Raw genomic sequence first — 20,296 nt, forward strand, 5'->3', positions numbered from 1 at the left:
GGACCGGGCCGACCGGTGACGACCGACATCGATAAGGAAGCGAGAAGGACGTGACCTCCGACAGCAACGTGCACGACGAGACGGCCGACGAGGCCGTGCTCGACGCGGTCGCCGAGCAGGCGGCCGACGAGACGCTGCCCGAGCAGTCCGTCCAGGACGCCGACACCGAGGCGGCGCACGGCGACGACGCGGTCCCCGGCGACTACACCGCCGCCGACGACGACTCGACCCCCGGTGCGGCTGCCGAGTCGATCGACGGCGAGCCGGGCGACGGCGAGCCGACGGCTGACGGCGCTGACAGTGCCGATGGCGCAGACGGTGCTGACGGCGCCGCCGACGAGCCGGCCGAGGACGTCGACCCGGCCGAGGAGCTGCGCGCCGCGCTGCGCCGGGCCCCCGGCGACTGGTACGTCGTGCACTCCTACGCCGGCTACGAGAACAAGGTGAAGTCGAACCTCGAGACCCGGGCGCAGACCCTGGATGTCGAGGACTACATCTTCCAGGTCGAGGTGCCCACCGAGGAGGTCACCGAGATCAAGAACGGGCAGCGCAAGAAGGTCCAGCGCAAGGTGCTGCCCGGCTACATCCTGGTCCGGATGGAGCTCAACGACCAGTCCTGGGGCGCGGTGCGGAACACCCCGGGCGTGACCGGCTTCGTCGGTGCCACGTCCAAGCCGTCGCCGCTGTCCATCAACGAGGTCGTGAAGTTCCTGCTGCCCAAGACCGAGGCCCCGGAGAAGAAGGCAGAGACCGGCAAGGCCGGCGCCGCCTCCGGTGGCTCGTCGTCGGGCGGCGGGACCGCGACCGTCGAGGTCGACTTCGAGGTCGGCGAGTCGGTCACCGTCATGGACGGGCCGTTCGCGACGCTCCCCGCGAGCATCAGCGAGGTCAACGTCGACGCCCAGAAGCTCAAGGTGCTCGTCTCGATCTTCGGCCGGGAGACCCCGGTCGAGCTCGGGTTCAACCAGGTCTCCAAGATCTGACCGGGTACCTGCGAGAGACGCCCGCGGCAAGGCAGGGCCGCGGCGTGTACATCGATCACTGAGGAACGGACATGCCCCCCAAGAAGCGGAAGCTCTCCGCGATCATCAAGCTCCAGATCCAGGCCGGCGCAGCGACGCCCGCCCCGCCGGTCGGCCCTGCACTGGGTCAGCACGGCGTCAACATCATGGAGTTCTGCAAGGCCTACAACGCGGCCACCGAGGCCCAGCGCGGCAACGTCGTGCCGGTCGAGATCTCGGTGTTCGAGGACCGCTCGTTCACCTTCGAGCTGAAGACCCCGCCGGCGGCCCGGCTGCTGCTGAAGGCGGCAGGCGTCGACAAGGGTTCCGGCGAGCCGCACAAGACGAAGGTGGCGACCGTCACCCGGGCCCAGGTCCGGGAGATCGCCGAGACCAAGTTCCAGGACCTGAACGCCAACGACCTGGACCAGGCGACGAAGATCATCGCCGGGACCGCGCGGTCGATGGGCATCACGGTCGAGGACTGAGCGAGGCTCGCCGAGCGAGCATCGGGACTGAGCGAGGCTCGGTCCACACACTTTCCGTACGCGTGGGAGAGCCGGGCGCGGCTCGGACCACGACCTGACCTCACAAGGAGCAGAGGACAGATGGCACAGCGCAGCAAGGCCTACCGCGAGGCCGCCGCGAAGATCGACGCGGACCGCCTCTACTCGCCGCTCGCCGCGGCGACCCTGGCCCAGGAGACGTCCAGCAAGAACACCGACTCGACCGTCGAGGTCGCGCTGCGGCTGGGTGTCGACCCCCGCAAGGCGGACCAGATGGTCCGCGGGACCGTGAACCTGCCGCACGGTACCGGCAAGACCGCCCGGGTGATCGTGTTCGCCACCGGTGACAAGGCCGCCGAGGCCGAGGCCGCCGGTGCGGACGCGGTGGGCTCCGAGGACCTGATCGAGCGCATCCAGGGTGGGTGGCTCGACTTCGACGCCGCCATCGCCACCCCGGACCAGATGGCCAAGGTCGGCCGGATCGCCCGCATCCTGGGCCCGCGTGGCCTGATGCCGAACCCGAAGACCGGCACCGTCACCCCGGACGTCACCAAGGCGATCAACGAGATCAAGGGTGGCAAGGTCAACTTCCGGGTCGACAAGCAGGCCAACCTGCACCTGGTGATCGGCAAGGCGTCGTTCGATACCGAGAAGCTGGTCGAGAACTACGGCGCCGCGCTGGACGAGATCCTGCGGCTGAAGCCGTCCGCCGCCAAGGGCCGCTACGTCAAGAAGATCACCGTCTCGACGACGACCGGCCCGGGCATCCCGGTGGACCCGAACCGCACCCGGAACCTGCTGGCTCCGGACACCGACGAGCAGGACTGACCTGCACCGTCCGCACCACGCCGACGCCCCCGACTCCGGATCCGGAGCCGGGGGCGTCGGCGTGTGTGGGGTCAGGACCAGTCGGCGAGGACGGCGTCGACGTCCTCCGGGCCGGACCCGCGGGTCGCGGTCGCGGTGCCGGTCCGGGAGAAGCGCGGCGCCGGCGCGGCCTGGCGGACGCCGTCGGCGGTGACGATGGTGCTGCGCGCCGCCAGGTGCGGGTTGTCGGCCGCCTCGGTGAACGACAGCACCGGTGTGGTGCAGGCGTCGGTGTGCTCGAACACGGCGGCCCACTCGTCGCGCGGCTTGGACGCGAACACCTCGGTGAACCGGGCCCGCATCGCGGGCCAGCCCGCCTCGTCGTACTGCGGGCCGAACGCGTCGGCGTCGAGTCCGAGGCCGGCGATCAGCTGGGCGTAGAACTGCGGTTCCAGCGCACCGACGGCCATGTGGCCGCCGTCGGCGCACTCGTAGACGTCGTAGAAGGGCGCGTGCCCGTCGAGCAGGTTGGCGCCGCGCTCGTCGGTCCAGGCGCCCTGGGCGAGGAAGCCCCAGAACATCTGGCTCAGCATGCTCACGCCGTCCACCATCGCGGCGTCGACGACCTGGCCCTCGCCGGAGGCACGGGCCTCCCAGAGCGCGGCCAGCACGCCGATGACCAGCAGCATCGAGCCGCCGCCGAAGTCGCCGACCAGGTTCAGCGGCGGCACCGGGCGCTCCCCGGCCCGGCCGATCGCGTGCAGCGCGCCGGTCAGCGAGATGTAGTTGATGTCGTGCCCGGCGCGCGGCGCCATCGGGCCGTCCTGGCCCCACCCGGTCATCCGGCCGTAGACCAGGCGGGGATTGCGGGCGTGGCACTCGTCGGGGCCGACGCCGAGCCGTTCGGTGACGCCCGGCCGGTAGCCCTCCAGGAGCACGTCGGCCTTCTCCACCAGCCGCAGCACGGTCTCCCGGCCCGCCGGGTCCTTCAGGTCGGCGGTGATCGTGCGCCGGCCGCGGACGGTGGGATCGGGCACCGAGTCCGAGCCGATCTGCAACCCGCCCGAGGGGCGGTCGATCCGCACCACGTCGGCGCCGAGATCGCCGAGGATCATCGCCGCGTGCGGTCCCGGGCCGATCCCGGCCAGCTCGATCACCTTCAGTCCGGCCAGCGGACCCCTGCCCCGTGTCACCGGCGGCCTCCCGTTGCTCTGCGTGTACCGGGACGATAACCGGCGCGGGTCCGTTACTCGTAGTCCCAGACGTCCTTGCCGAGGTCGCGGACCGGATGGTCGGTGCCGTCCCGTTCCTGGATCGTGTAGGTGTAGCGGCCGTGCTGCCAGCCGTCGCGCCGGGCGACCTCCAGCAGGCAGGCCTCGGCCCAGCCGTGCCACTCGTCGAACCCCTCGGGCAGCGGGTCCGGGACGTCGCACTCGATCTCGGTGATCGGGTGCAGGACGCCACGCAGCGGCTGCCACATCTGGACGTCCAGCCAGAGGCTCGCCGGGCCGGTGCCGTCGTGGGTGGCACTGCTCATGGGGGACCTCCGGGACCGGGTTCCGGCCACGCCGGCGGTGTGGCCGCCGATCATGGTGACCGGACCGGCAGTATCGGAGAGCGCGTCCCGAATAGCCCGTCAGGAGGTACGACGACCACCTGATCGGGTGATGGTCAGGCCTTCAGGAGGTCGTCCCGGCCGGCCGTCTCGAGCTTCTGGCGGTACGGGCCGAACAGCCGCTTCGCGGTGGGCAGCAGCTTGAGCAGCTTCGACACCGGTCCCTTTGCGCGGACCTCGCCCTTCGCCATCGCGACCGGCAGCACCACCTTGCCCAGCCAGAACCGGTTGCCGGTGTCGGCGGACATGAACAGCTCGATGTTCGGCGCCGGGCCGTTGCCCGCCCCGGTGTGGATCTCGGAGTTGGGCATGTCGACGGTGAGCACGGCGTCCGGGTCGGTGTAGGTGATGCGCAGGACGATCCCGGTCGGGGCCAGCTTGGCGACCAGGTCCGGGTCCTGGAGGCCGAGCCGGAAGACCCCGCCCAGGTACTCGTAGACCTCGGCCTCGTCGGCGAACACGGCCATCAGCGCCTCCTCGCGAGATGTTCGGCGGTCGGACCGCCGTACGGCGCGGGCGAGTCTGCCCGGTGATCGACCGGGCCCGTACCCCGCGACCGGGCCAGCGCTGGCCCACGCGGGCCGGTCCGCCGGTGCCGTCAGTCGAGCAGGCCGCAGCGGCCGGCCAGCGCGGCCGCCTCGATCCGGTTCGACGCCCCCAGCTTGTGCAGCAGCGAGGCGATCATCCGCTTCGCGGTCCGCTCGCTGACCAGCAGCGGCCGCGCGATGTCGGCGGTCTCCAGGCCGCGGGCGAGCAGCGTCCACAGCTCGATGTCCCGCTCGCCGAGCCGGTCGAGCAGGCCGTCGGCGGTCCGGTCGGCGGCGGTGAGCAGTGCGTCGAGCAGCTCGGCGCGGAGCACCCGGACCCCGGCGGCGATCGCCAGCAGCGGCGCCACCAGCACCTCCGGATCGGCCGACTTGCCGAGGTAGCCCTCCGCCCCGGCGCGCATCGCGGCCGCCGCGAGATCGAGGTCCTCGGTGCCGGACAGCGCCAGTACCCGGGTCGCCGGGTAGGCGGCCTTGATCCGCCGGATCGTCTCCACCCCGCCCAGCGGGGGCAGGGCCAGATCGACGATCGCGATCCCGGCGCCGTGCCGTCCGACCAGTGCGACGGCGTCCTCGCCCGCGGTGGTGGAGCCGGCCACCCGGAAGGTGTCACCGGCCCGGGACTCGAGCAGGAGCGCGAGCCCCTGGGAGAACAGGGCGTGGTCGTCCACGATGACGACGACGTGCGGCTCGGCGGGCACGGCGGCGAGCCTAGTGTGGGCGCCGCCGACCATCCCGGGTGGCGCCGGGAGACGACGTCTCCGGTAGGGAGCGGGCCGACCCGATGATCAGCCGAACCTCGTCGGACGGTCCGCCGGGAGACCTCGCCGCGGAGCTCCCGGAACGGACCGCGGAGGAGCGCACCGCCGTCGTGCTGCGGCTGTGCGTGGTGGCCGCCGCGGTGGCCCTGCTCGTCGTCCGGCCGGAGCTTGCCCGGGGCGGGACCGCGCTCGCCGCCGGCCTGATCGGGCTCGCCGCGGTGTACGCGCTCGCGCTCGCCGCCGCCGCGGTCCGGCGCGGCACGCTGCCGGTCCGACCGGCCGCCCTGACCGGTGTGGACGGTGCACTCGCGGTGGTCGCCCTGGGACTGACCGGCGGGGTGCAGAGCCCGATGGTCGCCGCGCTGCCGCTGGTGGTCATCGCGATCGCGCTGCGCGGAGGCCCCCGGGTCGGCCGGGTCGCGGCGCTGGTGCTCGGGCTCGCCGCCGGGGTGGCCGGGCTGCTGGGCTCGGACCCCGCGGTGCCGGTCACCGAACGGGTCTTCGACGGCCTGTGGTGGACCGGCTTCCTGTTCGCGACCGCGGTGCTGGTCGGTGTTCTGGTCCGGCTGCTGGAGCGCCAGGTCGCCGACATCGCGACCACCCGGGCCCGCGCGGAGAGCGAGCACGAGCGCTACCTGTCCGAGCGGGCGCTGCGCGACCGGCTGGTGTCGCAGAGCCGGGCCCGGCTGGACGGCGCCCGGGTGGTGCTGCACGAGTTCCGCACGCCGGTGGCGTCACTGTCCGCGCTGTCCGCCGATCTGGCCGCGGAGCGCCTCACCGGCGACGCCCGCCGGACCGCGGCGCGGCTGCTCGCCGATCACGCGGTGCACCTGCAGGACATGCTGGACGGGCTGGCCGATCTCGCCGTCGCCGACGGCAGCCCGCTCGGCCGGGACCGGCCCCGGCGGGTCGCGCTTGCCGAGCTGGCCGACGGGGTGCTGGACGCGGCGGGGATCGCCGTGCACCGGCGCAGGCCGATCGTCGAGGCGCCCGGTGCCGCCGTGCACTGCGATCCGCAGCGGCTGCGCCGTCTGCTCACCAACCTGGCCGAGAACGCGGCCCGGCACAGCGGCGACGAGCCGGTCGAGCTGTACCTGGCGCACGACGGCGCCACCCTGACCGCCGAGGTCCGCGACCGCGGTCCCGGCCTGCCGGCCGGCCAGGAGGGGGTGGTGACGGCGAAGGGGGTGGCGCTGGGGGAGCGGCGCGGCACCGCGGGCCTGGGGCTGTGGATCGCCGAGGCGCTCGCGTCGGCGATGGACGGCGAGCTGAGCCTGCTCCCGCGCGATGGTGGCGGCCTGACCGCGCGGCTCACCCTGCCGCTGCCTGCCGTCTGACCCGGTGTGGCACCCGGGGGCCACGGCTGGCGCGGACGGCGGGTGTGCCGGTGGGCCGGGGGCGGCCAGGATCGTCCGCCATGCGGACGACGGCAGCGGTGCTGTGGGAACCGGGCGGCAAGTGGGAGATCGAGGAGCTCGATCTGGACCCGCCGAACGCCGGTGAGGTGATGGTCGAGCTCACGGCGTCGGGCCTGTGCCACTCCGACGAGCACCTGGTGACCGGGGACCTGCCGGCCGTGCTGCCGATGGTCGGCGGCCACGAGGGTGCCGGCCGGGTGGTCGAGGTCGGCCCCGGGGTCACCGAGGTCGCGGTCGGCGATCCGGTGGTGATGACCTTCCTGCCGTCCTGCGGCCGCTGCCCGTACTGCGCCAGGGGCCTGCCGAACCTGTGCAACGACGGCGCCGGCGCCACGCTCGGCCCGCAGCTGGACGGCAGCTACCGGTTCCGCAGCGCGGACGGCACCGAGATCGGCCAGATGTGCCTGCTCGGCACGTTCGCCCGGCACACCGTGGTCCCGGTGAAGTCCGTGGTGACGATCGACGAGGGATTCCCGCTGGACCTGGCGGCGCTGGTCGGCTGCGGGGTCACCACCGGCTTCGGCTCCGCGGTGCGCACCGCCGAGCTGCGGGCCGGCGACACGGCGGTGGTCATCGGTGTCGGCGGGATCGGGGCGAACGCGGTGCAGGGCGCCCGGATCGCCGGCTGCCGGTACGTCGTCGCCGTCGACCCGGTCGGGTACAAGCGCGAGCGGGCACTGGAGCTCGGCGCCACGCACGTCGCGGCGAGCATCGACGAGGTGTGGGAGACGATCAGCGAGCTGACCCGCGGGCAGCTCGCGGACGCCGCGATCCTCTGCACCGGGGTGGCGGCGGGCGCCGACCTGCAGCCCGCGCTGCAGCTGGTCGGCAAGCGCGGCCGGGTCGTCGTCACCGCGCTGGCGAACGCCGACGAGGAGACCGCCACGCTGTCCCTGCTGGACCTGACGCTCTACGAGAAGCAGATCCGCGGCGCGCTGTTCGGCAGCTCCGCCGCCCAGCACGACGTGCCGCGGCTGCTGGAGATGCACAACCTGGGCCAGCTCAAGCTGCGCGAGCTGATCACCCGCGAGTACTCCCTCGACCAGGTCAACGAGGGTTACGAGGACATGCGGGCAGGGCGCAACATCAGGGGTCTCATCCGGTACTGACCCGGTACCGGCAGCACCGCTCCGACGGCGAGGGGCCGCACGTTGCGCATCACCAGCACACCGATCACCCGGATCCGCCCGGACCGCTACCACCGGCGCGACGCGCTGGCCGCGCTGGACCCGGCCACCGACCACGTCGAGATCTACCGGGCGCTGTCCGGGCTGGAGTTCCCGTGGGACATCCAGCAGGCACTGTCGCTGGCGCTGTTCCGCACCTACGCGGTCCCCTCGATCGGCCGGTTGCTGGCCGCGACCGGGGAGTTCACCGAGCGCACCCAGAAGCGCTACGACGACACCGGGCTGATCCTGGAGACGGTGCTGGCGAACGGCTTCGAGCACCCCGAGGGGCGCGCGGCGGTCCGCCGGATGAACCAGATGCACCGCTCCTACGACATCTCCGACGAGGACCTGCGCTACGTGCTGTGCACCTTCGTCGTGGTGCCGCTGCGCTGGGTGCAGCGCTGGGGCTGGCGCCGGCACACCGAGGTGGAGAAGGTCGCCACCGCGAACTACTACCGCGAGCTCGGCAGGCACATGGGCATCCGCGACATCCCGGCGACCTGGCAGGAGTTCGAGTCGCTGCTCGACGCCTACGAGGCCGAGCACTTCGGCTACGACCCGGGCGGGCGCGCCGTCGCGGACGCGACCCTGGACCTGGCGACGACCTTCCCGCCGAACGACCGGGTGCCGGCGGCGCTGAGCCGGACGTTCCTGCTGGCACTGATGGACGAGCCACTGCTCGACGCGCTCGGCTACCCGTTCCCGCCGCGACCGGTGCGGATCGCGGCCGACGCGGCGCTGCGCGCCCGGGCCGCGGTGGTGCGCCGGATGGCGGTCCGGACCGAGCCGTTCTCGCTGCAGCAGTCGCCGAGCATCCGCAGCTACCCGGACGGCTTCGACGTCCGTGAGCTGGGGACCTTCCCGGCCACCTGCCCGGTTCCGCACGACGCGCGCCGGGCCGGGCCGGCCGCCTGACACCCCGCCCGACGAGCGTCGCGACACCACCGTTTCGACCTGTACATGACATAAGTTATGTTATGGACGACGGTCGGGGCTGACCCGACGGACAGGGTGCCGGATCCGCCTGCGTGGCACCCTTGTCCGCGCACGGCGGACGAGGGGGGCGGAGTCGGGTGGCCAGACGAGTCGGCGGCCAGGTCGCCGCCGAGCAGTACTACGAGGCCGCCATGTCGATCCTCGCCCGGGACGGCGCGGCCGGGCTCAAGATCGGCCCCCTGTGCCGCTCGCTCGGCGTGACCAGTGGCTCCTTCTATCACCACTTCGGGGGCTGGGCCGGCTTCGTGCGCGGGCTGCTGCAGCACTGGGAGGCCGAGCAGACCGGCCGGGTGGTCGAGCTGGCCCGCGCGCACGCCGATCCGGTCGAGCGGATGACGGTCGTCAAGCGGCTCACCGTGGAGCTGCGGCACGACGCCGAGGCGGCGATCCGGGCCTGGGCGCAGATCGACGGCGAGGTCGGCCGGGCCCAGGCCAGGGTGGACCTGCAGCGCCGGATCGCGCTGGAGCAGGTCGTCGCCGACGTGGTCGCCGACCGGGCCGACGCGCACCGGCTCGCGGTGTTCGGCATCTCGCTGATGGCCGGCTTCCAGCAGACCTGCGACCCGCGCGACCGGGACCTGCTCCGGGACCTGTTCGACGACTTCCAGCGGCTGATCCTCACGCACGCGCCCGAGTCGATGCGGGCCGTGACGCCGCCGATCGGGTGATCATGCGACCGGATGGCGCCCGTCCGGTCTCGATCCGGGAACGGTCACGGTCCGGCCGTTCGGCCCAGCGGACTGCCCGCTCGGGAGTAACTGTTACCCACGGTCCGCAACATTCCGGCTCGACCGTCGACGCTGGGTGACCATAACGTAGTTCATGGTACGGATCTGGTGCCGGACCGGCCCCATACCCCGAGTAACCCCTGCCGTCCCGCCTCGTTGTGCCGTTCAGCACCGTCGAGTGGCCCGTGCTCCCCGCGCTCCCCGCGCCTCCTGGGTCCCCGGTGTCACCGAACGGTCGATTGCGCAAGGAGGCGGCACGTGACCGGTGTCGAGGTGAAGGTCGAGGGACTGACGAAGTCCTTCGGTCGGGCCAACATCTGGTCGGACGTGTCGCTGACGCTGCCGCCGGGCGAGGTGTCCGTGCTGCTCGGTCCCTCGGGCACCGGGAAGTCGGTGTTCCTGAAGACCCTGATCGGGCTGCTGAAGCCCGAGCAGGGGTCGATCGTGATCAACGGTGTCGACCTGGTCCGGTGCTCGGAGTCCGAGCTCTACGAGATCCGCAAGCTGTTCGGGGTGCTGTTCCAGGACGGTGCGCTGTTCGGGTCGATGAACCTGGTCGACAACATCGCGTTCCCGCTGCGCGAGCACACGCGCAAGTCCGAGGCGCAGATCCGCGACATCGTCGCGGAGAAGATGGAGATGGTCGGGCTGCAGGGCGCCGAGGGCAAGCTGCCCGGCGAGATCTCCGGCGGTATGCGCAAGCGGGCCGGGCTGGCCAGGGCGCTGGTGCTGGACCCGGCGATCGTGCTGTTCGACGAGCCGGACTCCGGCCTGGACCCGGTGCGCACGGCCTACCTGAACCAGCTGATCATCGACCTCAACGCGCAGACCGACGCCACGTTCCTGATCGTCACCCACGACATCAACTCGGCGCAGACGGTGCCCGACAACATCGGCCTGCTGTACCGCAAGCACCTGGCGATGTTCGGTCCGCGGGAGGTGCTGCTGACCTCCGACGAGCCGGTGGTGGCGCAGTTCCTCAACGGCCGCCGCGAGGGCCCGATCGGGATGTCGGAGGAGAAGGACGCGGCGCAGGCCGCGCGGGAGATGGAGGAGGCCGGCGAGCTGCAGGGCCTGCCGCCGATGAAGCCGCAGCTGGAGGCGTCCACCGGGATGCCCGACCGGGCCGCGGTGCACCGCCGCCGGGAGCGGGTCGACGCGATGCTGCACGAGCTCCCCCCGGCCGCCCGGCAGGCGATCCTCCAGGCCCGCGGCGAGAGCCCCACCGCGCAGTGGGCGCCGGCCGGCGACGGCAGCACCCGCGAGTACGCCCGGGACGCGGCCGACACCGACGACCGGCCCACCGACATCCACCCGCGGATCACCGACGACACCCCACCGCCGGCCGGCCGGCACCAGCTCTCGGAGGGCGACCGGTGACCGCGCCCAGCCCGGTCGTCCGGGCGCTCACCCCGGTCGGGAAGTTCATCGGCCTGGGCATCGAGATCGGCAGGCAGTCGCTGCGCAGGCCGTTCCAGTGGCGCGAGCTGATCGAGCAGATCTGGTTCGTCACCAAGGTCTCGGCGCTGCCGACCGCGCTGTTCACCATCCCGTTCGGCGCGACGATCGCACTGCTGCTCGGTGAGCTGACCCGGCAGTTCGGCGCCCAGTCCCAGACCGGCGCCGGCGCGGTGCTCGCGATCGTGCAGCAGGCCGCCCCGATCGTCACCGCGCTGCTCATCTCCGGCGCGGGTGGGAGCGCCGTCTGTGCCGATCTCGGCGCGCGGACCATCCGCGAGGAGATCGCCGCGATGGAGGTGCTCGGCATCTCGCCGATCCAGCGCCTGGTCGTGCCGCGGGTGCTCGCGATGGGCATCTGCGCGGTCGTGCTGAACGGGCTGGCCACCGTCGTCGGGGTGTCCGGCGGCTACTTCTTCAACGTGATCATCCAGGGCGGCTCGCCCGGCGCCTACATCTCCAGCTTCTCGGCGATCGCCCAGGTCTCCGACATCGTCGTCTCGGAGGTCAAGGCCTTCCTCTTCGGCATCGTCGCCGGCGTCGTCGCCGCCTACCGCGGCCTCAATCCGCCGCCCGGTGCCAAGGGCGTCGGCGACGCCGTGAACCAGGCCGTCGTCATCTCCTTCGTCCTGGTCTTCCTGATCAACCTGGTCCTCACCGCCCTGTACCTCGAGCTCGTCCCGCCGAAGGGCTTCTGACACATGGCCACCACCCCACTCGGCGCCCGGGCCCGCAGGACCGCGCAGGCCCCGCTGAACCAGCTCGAGGAGCTGGGCGAGCAGCTCTCGCTCTACATCCGGTCCATCCTCTGGATCCCGAAGACCGTCACCCGGTACAAGAAGGAGATCGGCCGGCTGCTGGCCGAGGTCTCGTTCGGCTCCGGCGCCCTGATCGTCATCCTCGGCACGGTCGGCGTGATGGCGTCGCTGTCGCTGTTCGTCGGGTCGCTGGTCGGGCTGCAGGGCTTCCGGGCCCTGGACGCGCTCGGCGTCGAGGCGATGACCGGCTTCATCACCGCCTACTTCAACACCCGCTCGATCGCCCCGCTGGTCGCCGCCGCGGCGCTCACCGCGACGCTCGGCGCCGGCTTCACCGCCCAGCTCGGCGCGATGCGGATCTCCGAGGAGATCGACGCGCTGGAGGTCATGGCGGTGCCGTCGGTGCCCTACCTGGTGACCACCCGGGTGATCGCCGGGATCATCGCGATCGTCCCGATCTACACCCTGGGCCTGCTCGCCAGCTACGCGGCGGCCCGGCTGAACGTCACGCTGATCAACGGGTTGCCGGGCGGCACCTACGACCACTACTTCAACCTGTTCCTGCCGGTCAGCGACGTGCTGCTGTCGTACCTCAAGGTGATCGTCTTCGCCACGGTGATCATCCTGATCCACTGCCACTACGGCTACTCGGCCAAGGGCGGACCGGCCGGCGTCGGCGTCGCGGTCGGCCGGGCGGTACGGCTGTCGATCGTCAGCACCGCGATCATGGACTTCTTCCTGACGCTGGTGATGTTCGGTACCTCGACCTCGGTGCGGGTGGCCGGATGAGGTCCACGAAGAGAGTCCTGCAGGGCCTGGCGTTCGTCACCGTGATCGTGGTGCTGATCGGCCTGGCGATCGGCCAGTACGCCGGCCTGTTCTCCGCCGGCGTGCCGGTCACGTTGAACATCTCCCGGGTCGGCACCCAGATGCAGGAACGCGCCGACGTCAAGGTGCGCGGGCTGATCGTCGGCCAGGTCGACGAGGTCACCACCGACGGCGAGACCACCAGCATCCGGATGTCGATGAACCCGGACATGATCGACCTGATCCCGGAGAACGTCGAGGCGCAGCTGCTGCCCAAGACGCTGTTCGGCGAGAAGTTCGTGTCGCTGGTCCCGCCCGCCGCGCCGTCCACCGCCCGGCTGGCCGCCGGCGCGACCGTCCCGGAGGACCGCAGCCAGGCGGCGATCGAGGTCGAGCGGGTGCTCGACGAGCTGCTGCCGCTGCTGCAGGCGGTGCGCCCGCAGGACCTGGCGACCACGCTCGGCTCGCTGTCCCAGGCGCTGCAGGGCCGCGGCGACCAGCTCGGCGAGACGCTGGTCGCGCTGAACACGCTGACCGAGGGGCTCAATCCGGCCGTCCCCGACCTGCAGGAGGACATCCGGCAGCTCGCGACGTTCGCCGACAACCTCGACGCCGCCGCACCCGACCTGCTCGACGCGGTGGACGACCTGGCCGTCACCAGCGCGACGATCGTCGAGAAGCGGGAGGGGCTGCGCAACCTCTACCGGTCGATCACCGGCGCCTCCGACGACCTGCGCGCCTTCCTCGACGCCAACGGCGAGAACCTGATCGGCGTCGCGTCCGCCAGCCGGCCGACGCTGGAGACGCTGGCCCGGTACTCGCCGGAGTTCCCGTGCCTGACCAGCCAGCTCGTCGACCTGGTCCCGAAGATCAACGACGCGATCCGGCCGGGCACCGACCGGGTCGGAGTCAACATCACGCTGGAGATCGTCGCGAACAAGGGCAAGTACCTGCCGAACCAGGACGAGCCCGAGTACGCCGACGACCGCGGCCCGCGCTGCTACCCGATCCCGACCCCGGACGGCACCCAGTACCCGCCGGACGGCCCGTTCCGGGACGGCTCGGTGCCCGGCCCGCCGCCCGCCGGGCAGCCGATGGGCGATCCGGAGGACTTCGGCGTCGAGACGTTCGGGACCTACGACGGGACGAACAGCTGGGACCTGGTGCAGGACCAGAGCGCGGAGAACTCGGCGGGCCTGCTGCCGCCGCTGACCGGTGCGCTCGGGCAGCTCGGCATCGAGCCGGCGTCGCACCAGGGATCGGTCGACATGGGCGTCGCGAACTCGGCCGGTGAGCAGGAGGTCGTGGCGCAGCTGTTGGCCGCCCAGCAGGGCGGCTCGCCGCAGGCCGTCCCGGCGTGGAGCAGCACGATGGTCGGACCGCTGCTGCGCGGTGCGGAGGTGACGCTGACATGAGCCGCTTCCCGCTCTCCCCGCTGATCAAGTTCCTGGTGTTCGCGGTGGTCACCGCGCTCGGGACGACCGTGCTCGGCCTGACGATCGCGAACGCCCGCGGCGGCGACACGGTCGAGTACACGGCCCGGTTCACCGACGCCAGCGGCCTGCTGCGCGGCGACGACGTGCGGATCGCCGGCGTCGTCGTCGGCTCGATCACCGACGTGCGGGTGGTCGACCAGCGGATCGCCGAGGTCGCGTTCAACGTGGACTCGACCACCCCGCTGCCCGCCTCGGTGGGCGCCGAGCTGAAGTACAAGAACCTGATCGGGCAGCGCTACCTGGCGCTGGAGCAGGGCCCGGGCCCGACCGGCGAGACGCTGCCGGCCGGCGGCCAGATCCCGCTCGACCGGACCCGTCCGGCACTGAACCTGACCGTGCTGTTCAACGGCTTCCAGCCGCTGTTCCAGGGCCTCGACCCGGAGCAGATCAACCGGCTCTCGATGGAGATCGTGCAGGTGCTGCAGGGCGAGGGCGGCACCGTGCAGAACCTGCTCGCGTCGACCTCGTCGCTGACCAACTCGATCGCCGACCGGGACCAGGTGATCGGCCAGGTGATCGACAACCTGAACGCCGTGCTGGCGACGGTGAACGAGAACGACGAGGGCCTCGACGAGCTGATCAGCTCGCTGCAGGCGCTGGTCTCCGGGCTGGCCCAGGACCGGGAGCCGATCGGCGAGGCGATCGAGTCGATCGGGACGCTGACCCAGGTCACCGGCTCGTTCCTGGAGGACGCGCGGCCGCCGCTGCGCGACGACATCCGCAACCTGGGCGACCTGGCCGCCGAACTCGACGAGGGCCGCCCGACGATCGAGCGGTTCCTGGAGTACGCGCCGTTCAAGCTGAACCGGATCGCCCGGGTCGGCTCGCACGGCAGCTGGTTCAACTTCTACCTCTGCGGGCTGGACGGCCAGGTCGGGCTCTCCCCGATCATCCCGCCGACCTCGCTGGAGGACCTCGGCCTCGACGGGCTCGCGCAGAACCCGGAGCGCCGCTGCGGCCCGGACCCGTCCGGCATCGGCGCGGGCAACACCGCCCCGACCGGCGGCTCGGCGCCCGGCGGCGAGCACGGCGACAACCGCGCCCAGCCGGAGTCGAACCCGCTGATGCGCGACCCGGGTACCGAGTCGGTCGGCACGCTCCTGGAGCCCGCCGCGCCGACCGGGCCGGGCGGCGTCGGCGACCCGACCGCGCTGCTGGCGCCGGGAGGAAACTGATGGCACAGGCAGGGCAGAAGCGGCCCGTCCTGGTCGCCACGATCGGGCTGGTGACCGTCGTGGCGCTCACGCTGGCCGCGTTCAACTTCGAGACGCTGTTCTCCGGCGCGACCCGCTACACCGCACAGTTCCCGGAGGCGGCCGGCCTGCAGGCGCAGGACCGGGTGACGATCGCCGGCGTCGAGGCGGGCCGGGTGCAGAGCGTCGAGCTGGCCGGCGATCACGTGCTCGTCGCGTTCACCGTCGACGACGCCTGGGTCGGCAACCGCACGACCGCCTCGATCGAGATCGCCACGCTGCTCGGCTCGAAGTTCCTCGCGCTGGACCCGCGCGGGGACGCCGAGCAGGACCCGGGCGAGCCGATCGGCCGGGACCGCACGAAGTCCCCGTTCGACGTCGTGGACGCCTTCAACGAGCTGTCCGGCACCATCGACCAGCTCGACACCGACCAGCTGGCGGCCAGCCTGGACACGCTCTCGGACACCTTCCGGGACACCCCGCCGGAGATCCGCGGGGCGCTGGACGGCCTGTCCCGGCTGTCCACCACGATCTCCAGCCGGGACGCCGAGCTCAAGCAGCTGCTGGCCAACACCCGGCAGCTCTCGACGACGCTGGCCGACCGCCGCGGCGACGTCGTGAAGCTGGTCGAGGACGGCAACCTGCTGCTCGCCGAGCTGCAGCGCCGCAAGGACGCGATCTCCGCCCTGCTCGACGGCGTCCGGACGCTGTCGGTGCAGCTGCGCGGCCTGGTCGCGGACAACTCCGAGCAGCTGCGGCCGGCCCTGGAGACGCTGGACCGGGTGCTCGCCGTGCTGGAGGAGAACCGGGACAACCTCGGCGAGATCCTCGACAAGGAAGCGGTGTTCATCCGGGTGTTCGGCAACGCGCTCGGCAACGGCCGCTGGTTCGACAACTACCTGTGCGGGCTGCTCCCGCCGGCGATCCCGCTCGGGGGTGACTGCTGATGGCCTCCTGGGTGAACGACCGTCGCCAGATCCAGTTCGCCGCGCTCCTCGCGGTCGTCGCGGTGCTGGCCGCGACCGGCGTCTGGATGATCACCTCGGGTGGGGGCCGCCCGGTCACCGCCTACTTCACCAACGCCGCCGCGCTGTTCGAGGACAACGACGTCCGGGTGCTCGGCGTGCCGGTCGGAAAGATCGACCGGATCACCCCGGAGGGCGACCGGGTGCGGGTCGACATGACCATCACCGACGACGACGTCCGGCTCCCCGCCGACGTCCGGGCCGCGGTGATCTCGCCGAGCCTGGTCACCGGCCGCTACGTGCAGCTGACCCCGGTCTGGACCGGCGGCCCGGAGTGGGACGGCTCGCCGATCCCGCTGGATCGGACCGCGTTCCCGCTCGGGGTGGACGACCTGACCCGGACCGCGACCGAGCTGTCCCGCGCGCTGGGGCCGCAGGGCGCCAACGCCGACGGCTCGCTGAACGACGTGCTCGACGTCGCCGCGGAGAACCTGGACGGCAACGGGCGCGCCCTGAACGACACGATCCGCAACCTCGGCGGGCTCTCGGCGACGCTGAGCGGCTCCAGCGAGGACCTGTTCGGCACCATCACCGAGCTGCAGAAGTTCGTCGCCACCCTGCGCGAGAACGATCCCGGGGTGCGCGAGCTGAACGCGCGGCTGGCCGATGTCACCGGCTTCCTCGCGAGCCAGCGGGGCGAGCTGGGCGGGGCGCTGCACGAGCTGTCGTTCGCGCTCGGCGAGGTCTCCGACTTCGTCGAGGACAACCGCGGCACGCTGCGCTCCAACGTGGACAAGCTCGCCAACGTGACCCAGGAGGTCGTCGACCACCAGCGCGCGCTGGCCGAGATCGCCGACTCCGCGCCCGCCGCGCTGGGCAACCTGGCGAACATCTACAACGGCTCGTCGGAGACCCTGGACACCCGGGCGAACATCAACGAGCTGGCCTACCCGGCACCGGTGATCGTCTGCGAGCTGCTGCGGCGGACCGGCGCGACGATCCCCGGCGACCTGCTCGAGCCGGTCACCGGGCTGTGCGGCGATCTCGCGCCGATCCTGGACGGGATCGTGCCGCTGCCCTCGCCGCAGGACATCATCACCCAGCTCCAGCAGGGCGGTCCGGCGGCGAACCCGGCGGTGCCGCAGCTGATGCCCGGCTCGCCGCTGTCGCTGACCGATCCCGGCTCGCAGCTGCGCGACCCGGGCGCCGCGCCGCCGCCGGCCCCCGGCCCGGCGCCGGCGGAGGCCCCGTCCGGGACCGCGCCCGCGAGCCCGACCCCGGCGCCGTCGTCGTCCCGGCAGGCGACGCCGACCCCGGTGCCCGAGCCGCAGGAGCGCAGCGGCGGCCTGTTCGGCGGCCTGTTCGGAGGTGGATCGTGATGGCCCGGACCGGCCGGACCGGCCGGGTGGCCGCACTGCTCACCGCGGTCGCGGTCACCGCGAGCGGCTGCGGCGTGATCAACGGCGGGCTCCGCGGGGTCCCGCTGCCCGGTGGTGCGAACCTCGGCGACGCCCCCTATCCGGTGCGCATCGAGTTCCCGGACGTCGTCGATCTCGTGCCGCAGTCGATCGTGCGGGTCGGCGACGTGCCGGTCGGAGCGGTCGAGTCGGTGTCGGTCGAGCCGGAGCGCTGGAACGCCGTCGTCACCGTGCTGGTGAACGGCGACGTGCAGCTGCCCGCGAACGCCACCGCCCGGGTGCGCACCACCTCGCTGCTCGGCGAGAAGTTCGTCGAGCTCGCCTCGCCGGACGGCCCCGGGCAGGGCGATCTCGCCGAGAGCGGGCAGATCGCGCTGGCCAGTACCAGCCGGGCCGCCGAGGTGGAGGAGGTGCTCGGCGCGCTGTCGATGCTGCTCAACGGCGGCGGCGTCGCGCAGATCCGGACCATCGCCACCGAGCTGAACAACGCGCTGTCCGGCCGGGAGCCGGAGGTCCGCGCGCTGCTGGGCAACCTGGACCAGCTGGTCGGCTCGCTCGACGACAGCAAGGACGACATCAACCGCGCGCTGGACAGCGTGAACCGATTGTCCGCGACGCTGGCCGAGCGCCGCGGCCAGATCCGCACCGCGCTCAACGACATCAGCCCGGGCCTGCGCGAGCTGGAGGCCCAGCGCGCCCAGCTGGTCGGCATGCTGCAGGCGCTCGACCGGCTCTCCGGCGTCGCGACCGACGTGGTCAACCGCTCCCGCGACGACCTGATCGCCGACCTGGAGGCGCTGCGGCCGATCCTGCGCAACCTGGCCGACTCCGGGCAGGACCTGCCGGACTCGCTGGAGCTGCTGCTCACCATCCCGTTCACCGACGCGGCGACCGACGCCGTGGCCGGTGACTACGCGAACCTGTACGTCACGCTCGATCTCGACCTGGGATCGGTGCTGCGGAACATCCTGAGCACCCGCCAGTCCGGCCTCCCGCTGGACCCGGGCCGGCTCGCCGAGCTCCCGCCGACCGCGCAGCTGCTCACCCCGCTGCTCGGCGGCGGGGCGCCGGCCGCGCCGCCCGTGCCGGGCGTCCCGCAGCTGCCGCTGCTCGGACCGGAGCAGCAGACGCCGGAGCCCGCCCCGGAGGGCGGCGCCGCGACACCCGCGACGCCCGGTTCGACCCCGCCGCCGACCCCGGCCCCGACCCCGGCTCCCGAGCCGGGACGCGGCGGCCTGCTCGGCGGACTCTTCGGAGGTGGATCGTGATCACCAGGACCGTCCGCTGGCAGCTGATCGCGCTGGCGATCGTCACGGTCGTCGGGGTCGGCTACGCCGGCTTCCGCTACGCCGGGCTGGACCGGATCTTCGGCGCGACGACCTACCCGGTCACCGTGCAGCTCGCCGAGTCCGGCGGGATCTTCACCGGCGCGAACGTCACCTACCGGGGCGTGACGGTCGGCCGGGTCGGCCCGCTGACGCTCTCCGACGCCGGCGTCGACGTCCAGCTGGACATCGACAACGGCGCGCCGGAGATCCCGGCCGACGCGACCGCCGTCGTCGGGAACCTGTCGCCGATCGGCGAGCAGTTCGTCGACCTGCAGCCGGTCGCCGACGGCGGCGAGACGCTCGCCGCGGGCACCGTCATCCCACAGGAGCGCACCCGCACCCCGATCGAGATCAACACCTTCCTCACCGAGCTGGACCAGCTCGTGTCCACGGTGCCGCAGGACTCGCTGCGCACCGTCGTCGCCGAGCTCGGCCAGGGTTTCCAGGACACCGCCCAGCCGCTGCAGCAGCTGCTCGACACCTCCGGCGAGTTCACCCGGGCCGCCACCGAGGCGCTGCCCCAGACGACCGCGCTGATCCGGGACGCCCGCCCGGTGCTGACCACCCAGAACGAGGTCGCGCCGCAGTTCCGCGAGTTCGCCGGCGGACTGCGCGAGATCGCCGAGCAGCTGCGCGAGTCCGATCCGGACATCCGCCGGATCATCGACGACGGCCCGCGCACCGGCGAGCAGGTCAGCGCGCTGCTCCGGGAGAGCGGGCCCGGCCTCGGCGAGTCCGTCGCGAACCTGCGCACGGTTGCCGAGCTGCTCGGGCCCCGGCAGGCCGGGCTCCGCCAGATCCTGGTCACCTACCCGGGGCTGGTCGCCGTCGCGCCGAAGGTGGTGCCCGGCGACGGGACCGCGCATCTCGGCCTCGTGGTGAACCTGTTCGACCCGCCGGTGTGCACCCGCGGCTACGAGGGCACCGCCAACCGGGGCGCGCTCGACGTGAGCGAGACGCCGGTCAACGAGGAGGCCCGCTGCGCCGAGCCGCCCGGCAGCCCGACGTCGGTCCGCGGGATGCAGAACGCCCCCCGGCCGGAGCCGCTGGAGGTGCCGGACTACTCCGGGAACTCCGGGCACCCGAGCTTCGGCGGCGGCCCGGTGGACCGACCCCGTGACTTCGGGCCCGCGCCGCGGCCGAACGCCGGCTCGCTCGGCGACGACGCGGTCCGCCGGACGAGCGGGCCGGACCTGGTCACCGACGCCGCACAGATCCTGCTGGGCGGGTGAGCGCGGTGCGCACCGCACACCACCCCGCCCGCACCGCGGTCGCGTCCCGCACGGGACGCGGCAGCCAGCACGACCGCGGGAACCGCGGCCGTCCA

At 72.6% G+C, this 20,296-nt stretch carries 20 protein-coding genes; 16 read left to right on the forward strand and 4 right to left on the reverse strand.

Features of this window, described 5'->3' with window-relative positions; all coding sequences use genetic code 11:
• The first annotated feature begins 50 nt into the window (after positions 1-50).
• The 3 genes from nusG to rplA all read left to right on the forward strand — a co-directional run bounded on the left by nusG (position 51) and on the right by rplA (position 2,335).
• Positions 51-983 (forward strand): transcription termination/antitermination protein NusG, encoded by a 933-nt coding sequence (nusG, locus tag ABZ881_RS14755; protein ID WP_358484872.1) that lies wholly within the window; start codon positions 51-53, stop codon positions 981-983.
• 71 nt (positions 984-1,054) lie between these two features.
• Positions 1,055-1,489 (forward strand): 50S ribosomal protein L11, encoded by a 435-nt coding sequence (rplK, locus tag ABZ881_RS14760; RefSeq protein WP_344028001.1) that lies wholly within the window; start codon positions 1,055-1,057, stop codon positions 1,487-1,489.
• A 120-nt stretch (positions 1,490-1,609) separates the two neighbouring features.
• Positions 1,610-2,335 (forward strand): 50S ribosomal protein L1, encoded by a 726-nt coding sequence (gene rplA / locus ABZ881_RS14765; protein ID WP_358484875.1) that lies wholly within the window; start codon positions 1,610-1,612, stop codon positions 2,333-2,335.
• A gap of 71 nt (positions 2,336-2,406) precedes the next feature.
• Here the strand turns inward: rplA and ABZ881_RS14770 are convergent, their stop codons facing one another.
• The 4 genes from ABZ881_RS14770 to ABZ881_RS14785 form a co-directional block, all read right to left on the reverse strand.
• Positions 2,407-3,507 (reverse strand): CaiB/BaiF CoA-transferase family protein, encoded by a 1,101-nt coding sequence (locus ABZ881_RS14770; protein ID WP_358484877.1) that lies wholly within the window; start codon positions 3,505-3,507, stop codon positions 2,407-2,409.
• Between the two features lie 53 nt (positions 3,508-3,560).
• Positions 3,561-3,851 (reverse strand): hypothetical protein, encoded by a 291-nt coding sequence (locus tag ABZ881_RS14775; protein WP_344028010.1) that lies wholly within the window; start codon positions 3,849-3,851, stop codon positions 3,561-3,563.
• 134 nt (positions 3,852-3,985) lie between these two features.
• Entirely contained in the window at positions 3,986-4,396 is a 411-nt protein-coding gene (locus ABZ881_RS14780) for a sterol carrier protein (RefSeq protein ID WP_358484879.1), read from the reverse strand.
• A gap of 131 nt (positions 4,397-4,527) precedes the next feature.
• Positions 4,528-5,175 carry a response regulator transcription factor gene (locus tag ABZ881_RS14785; RefSeq protein ID WP_358484880.1) on the reverse strand — a complete coding sequence of 216 codons (648 nt, stop codon included), beginning with the start codon at positions 5,173-5,175 and terminating at the stop codon, positions 4,528-4,530.
• 83 nt (positions 5,176-5,258) lie between these two features.
• On the opposite strand from ABZ881_RS14785, the gene ABZ881_RS14790 reads away from it, so the two are divergent.
• From ABZ881_RS14790 to ABZ881_RS14850, 13 genes are all read left to right on the forward strand, one after another.
• Positions 5,259-6,572: a HAMP domain-containing sensor histidine kinase gene (locus ABZ881_RS14790; protein WP_358484882.1), complete on the forward strand. Its 1,314-nt coding sequence runs from the start codon at positions 5,259-5,261 to the stop codon at positions 6,570-6,572.
• Between the two features lie 80 nt (positions 6,573-6,652).
• On the forward strand, positions 6,653-7,762 hold the full coding sequence (locus ABZ881_RS14795; protein ID WP_358484885.1) for an NDMA-dependent alcohol dehydrogenase: 1,110 nt from the start codon (positions 6,653-6,655) through the stop codon (positions 7,760-7,762).
• A gap of 42 nt (positions 7,763-7,804) precedes the next feature.
• Entirely contained in the window at positions 7,805-8,737 is a 933-nt protein-coding gene (locus ABZ881_RS14800) for an oxygenase MpaB family protein (protein ID WP_358484887.1), read from the forward strand.
• A gap of 158 nt (positions 8,738-8,895) precedes the next feature.
• A complete protein-coding gene (locus ABZ881_RS14805; protein WP_344028029.1) occupies positions 8,896-9,486 on the forward strand; it encodes a TetR/AcrR family transcriptional regulator in 591 nt (196 codons plus the stop codon).
• A gap of 318 nt (positions 9,487-9,804) precedes the next feature.
• A complete protein-coding gene (locus tag ABZ881_RS14810; RefSeq protein WP_358484889.1) occupies positions 9,805-10,926 on the forward strand; it encodes an ATP-binding cassette domain-containing protein in 1,122 nt (373 codons plus the stop codon).
• Positions 10,923-11,702 (forward strand): ABC transporter permease, encoded by a 780-nt coding sequence (locus tag ABZ881_RS14815; protein WP_344028035.1) that lies wholly within the window; start codon positions 10,923-10,925, stop codon positions 11,700-11,702. The genes ABZ881_RS14810 and ABZ881_RS14815 overlap by 4 nt, the downstream gene beginning before the upstream one ends.
• A gap of 3 nt (positions 11,703-11,705) precedes the next feature.
• Positions 11,706-12,551 carry an ABC transporter permease gene (locus ABZ881_RS14820; RefSeq protein ID WP_358484891.1) on the forward strand — a complete coding sequence of 282 codons (846 nt, stop codon included), beginning with the start codon at positions 11,706-11,708 and terminating at the stop codon, positions 12,549-12,551.
• Positions 12,548-13,984, forward strand: a complete 1,437-nt coding sequence (locus tag ABZ881_RS14825) for an MCE family protein (RefSeq protein ID WP_358484894.1) — start codon at positions 12,548-12,550, stop codon at positions 13,982-13,984. Before ABZ881_RS14820 ends, ABZ881_RS14825 begins: the two co-directional genes overlap by 4 nt.
• Complete coding sequence (locus tag ABZ881_RS14830; protein WP_358484895.1) at positions 13,981-15,240, forward strand: MCE family protein; 1,260 nt, start codon at positions 13,981-13,983, stop codon at positions 15,238-15,240. Before ABZ881_RS14825 ends, ABZ881_RS14830 begins: the two co-directional genes overlap by 4 nt.
• A complete protein-coding gene (locus ABZ881_RS14835; protein WP_358484897.1) occupies positions 15,240-16,205 on the forward strand; it encodes an MCE family protein in 966 nt (321 codons plus the stop codon). The genes ABZ881_RS14830 and ABZ881_RS14835 overlap by 1 nt, the downstream gene beginning before the upstream one ends.
• Positions 16,205-17,602 carry an MCE family protein gene (locus ABZ881_RS14840; RefSeq protein WP_358484899.1) on the forward strand — a complete coding sequence of 466 codons (1,398 nt, stop codon included), beginning with the start codon at positions 16,205-16,207 and terminating at the stop codon, positions 17,600-17,602. The genes ABZ881_RS14835 and ABZ881_RS14840 overlap by 1 nt, the downstream gene beginning before the upstream one ends.
• Complete coding sequence (locus ABZ881_RS14845; protein WP_358484902.1) at positions 17,602-18,909, forward strand: MCE family protein; 1,308 nt, start codon at positions 17,602-17,604, stop codon at positions 18,907-18,909. Before ABZ881_RS14840 ends, ABZ881_RS14845 begins: the two co-directional genes overlap by 1 nt.
• A complete protein-coding gene (locus tag ABZ881_RS14850; protein ID WP_358484904.1) occupies positions 18,906-20,201 on the forward strand; it encodes an MCE family protein in 1,296 nt (431 codons plus the stop codon). The genes ABZ881_RS14845 and ABZ881_RS14850 overlap by 4 nt, the downstream gene beginning before the upstream one ends.
• Positions 20,202-20,296: the final 95 nt, after the last annotated feature.

This window comes from Pseudonocardia sp. NPDC046786 (assembly GCF_040645415.1).
GTDB classification, from domain to species: Bacteria; Actinomycetota; Actinomycetes; order Mycobacteriales; family Pseudonocardiaceae; genus Pseudonocardia; species Pseudonocardia kongjuensis.